Raw genomic sequence first — 2,443 nt, 5'->3', positions numbered from 1 at the left:
GCCGGCCGGAGCCGCTCGGCGCGGCCCCGACCGATGCTGCCCGACGCGGCGTCGAGAGCCCTAGAACGGCTCCCGGACCGCCGCCGGGGCGGGTGCCGGGGCCAGGCCGTGGTGGACCTGTTCGATCAGCGTCCCGTAGGCGGCGATCATCCGGGTGCGGCTGAAGCGCTCACGGCTGAGTTCCAGGGCCGGGGCGAAGTCGGCGGCGCGGGCCGCCGCCTCACGCCAGGCCGCCGCGATCGCCCCCGGCTCCGGCGGGGTGACCAGTCCGTGCCCCTCGACGAGCGCGGCACTGTCACCCACATCGGTGGTCACCGGCACCGCCCCGCACATCATGCCCTCGATCAGGCACAGCGGCGCCGCCTCACCGGACGACGAGGTGAGCGACACCACGTCGGCGGCGGCGTACACCGCCTCCATGTCGTAGCGCACCCCGAGCAGCGACATCCGCTCGCCGAGCCACGGCTCGTCGCCGAGCGCCGCCTCGATGTCCGCCCGCAGTTCGGGATTGGCCCCGGTCATGCCGGCGCCGCACATCACCACGTGGCCGCGTGGCTCCTGCCGCAGGAACTGCCGGGCCGCCCGCAGGAACAGCGGCACGTTCTTCATCCCGGCGTACCGGGCGGCGAAGACCACCACGGGCGCCTCCGCCATGATCCCCAGTGCCGCCCGGCCCTGGGCCCGCCGGGCCGGGTCCGGGCGGAAGCGCAGCAGATCCACCCCGTTGGGGATCACCCGCAGCAATTCGGCCGGGACGCCGGCCGCCGCGTAGGCCGCCCGCGTCGACTCCGCGCAGCACACACCGGCCCGCAGCCGGCCCGCCTCGACCGCCGCCAGCAGCGAGTCCAGGGCCGGACCCTGGTTCTCCGGGTCGGACCGGTGCAGGCACACCACCACCGGCCGCAGCGGCAGGCCCGCCTGGTTGAGCAGCGCCAGCGGCTGTTCCTTGAGCGACAGCACCACGTCCGCGGCGGCCGTCGCCCGCGCGGTGGCGGCCAGTTCGGCCGCGCTGAACTCCTCGGGGCCGGCCCCCGGCCCGTGCCGCAGCGCGGTGACCGGCACACCGGCGCCGGTCAGGCCCCGGTAACAGGCGTCGTCCTCCATGCGCTGCCGGGTGGCTTCCCGGTGCACTTCGCCCTGCATGCTCAATACCGCGTGTTCCTGCGCACTGCCGTGCAGACCGAGAATCACATCGCTGTGCAGAATGCGGGCTCCACCGGAAAAGAAGCCTTCGTAGACCGACAGCACACGAAGTTCGCCCATGACGCGCACCTATCGCCGTCCCGCGCTGGCGGGAAATTTACGGAACCCCCTTGAGCAGCGGGTTAGCCGCGATCGGAGCATTCGAAACTTGACGCCGTGTGAATTCCTTATTGCCGACAAGGACGCGAAACGTTACGCGGCTGCTTTTCCCGTCCCGGCCCCGGTCCGGGTGCCGTTCCCGGGCCCGTTCACGGCCCGGTTCCGGCCGCCGTCTCAGCTCCAGGAAGGGTGGCCCTCCGGGAGGCTGCCGGTGGTCAGTTTCCGCGCCCCCGTCCCGTCGGCGCGGACCGCCCACACCGCCGGAGTGCCCACCGGGCCGCGCACATAGGCCACCCACGCCCCGTCCGGCGACCAGGTCGGGTCCATCTCCTCGTCGCCGCTGGCGGCCAGCGGGCGGTCACCGGTGCCGTCCGCCCCGACCACCCGGATGTCGCCCTGGTCGCCGACCAGGGGCTTGCCGTAGGTGTAGGCGAGCCGGGAGCCGTCCGGCGACCACGCCGGAGTGGTCGCGCGCGCGGCGCCGTGGGTGATCCGGACCGGCGCGGCGCCCGGATCGGCGAGTTTCACCAGGTTGATCTGCCACAGGCCCGGTGCCGCCTGGATGCACACCGCGAGCCGCGTGCCGTCCGGCGACCACGCGGGGTCCTTGACGTCCTCGGTGCCGCTGGTGACCGGCTGGGCGGAGCCGTCCGAGACGCTCACCGTGTAGATCCGCGAGACCCCGCCGGTGACCCGGGTCACGGCCAGCCGGGTGCCGTCGGGCGACCAGGAGACCTTGCCGCCGGAGATCGGCGCGACCTCGTGCGGGTCGGAGCCGTCCGCGTTCGCGACCCACACCGCGGTGGACGACGCCCCGGCGCGGGTGAAGGCGAAGGTGGCGCGGTCCGGTGCCCAGACCGGCAACTCGTCGCAGGTGCCGCCGGGGACGATCCGGCGCGGATCGTCCCGGTCCGCGGCCCGGACCGCGATCACCCCGTGGCAGTGCGACGGCCAGCCGGGCGCGGTGTCCGCACGGACCAGGAGCGGCTGGGTCGGGAAGGAGGAGCCCGAGGAGCCGCCCGCGGCGGCCGATCGGGAGGCGCCCGTCGCGCCCGTGGCGGTACCTGTGGTCGCGCCTGTCTTCGCCGCGCCCGCCGCACGGCCGCCGTGGCCGGCGCCGTCGGACCAGGGTTGCGCCACC

Annotated in this window: 1 protein-coding gene and 1 pseudogene; both read right to left on the bottom strand. The window is 74.7% G+C overall.

The genetic code is table 11. The features are described from left to right. Window positions 1-60: 60 nt before the first annotated feature. Window positions 61-1,263, bottom strand: a complete 1,203-nt coding sequence (locus GA0115240_RS17145; RefSeq protein ID WP_202451456.1) for a glycosyltransferase — start codon at window positions 1,261-1,263, stop codon at window positions 61-63. A gap of 213 nt (window positions 1,264-1,476) precedes the next feature. Further along, window positions 1,477-2,443: pseudogene (locus GA0115240_RS17140) on the bottom strand (PD40 domain-containing protein); the annotation flags it as partial.

This window comes from Streptomyces sp. DvalAA-14 (genome assembly GCF_900091855.1).
Classification (GTDB): domain Bacteria; phylum Actinomycetota; class Actinomycetes; order Streptomycetales; family Streptomycetaceae; genus Actinacidiphila.
Note: the sequence above shows the minus strand (reverse complement) of the source record. Positions and strands in the feature narration are given on the sequence as shown.

Excerpts from the sequence above, each read along its gene's own strand:
- GA0115240_RS17145 (WP_202451456.1), bottom strand. The coding sequence starts at position 1,263 with ATGGGCGAACTTCGTGTGCTGTCGGTCTACGAAGGCTTCTTTTCCGGT.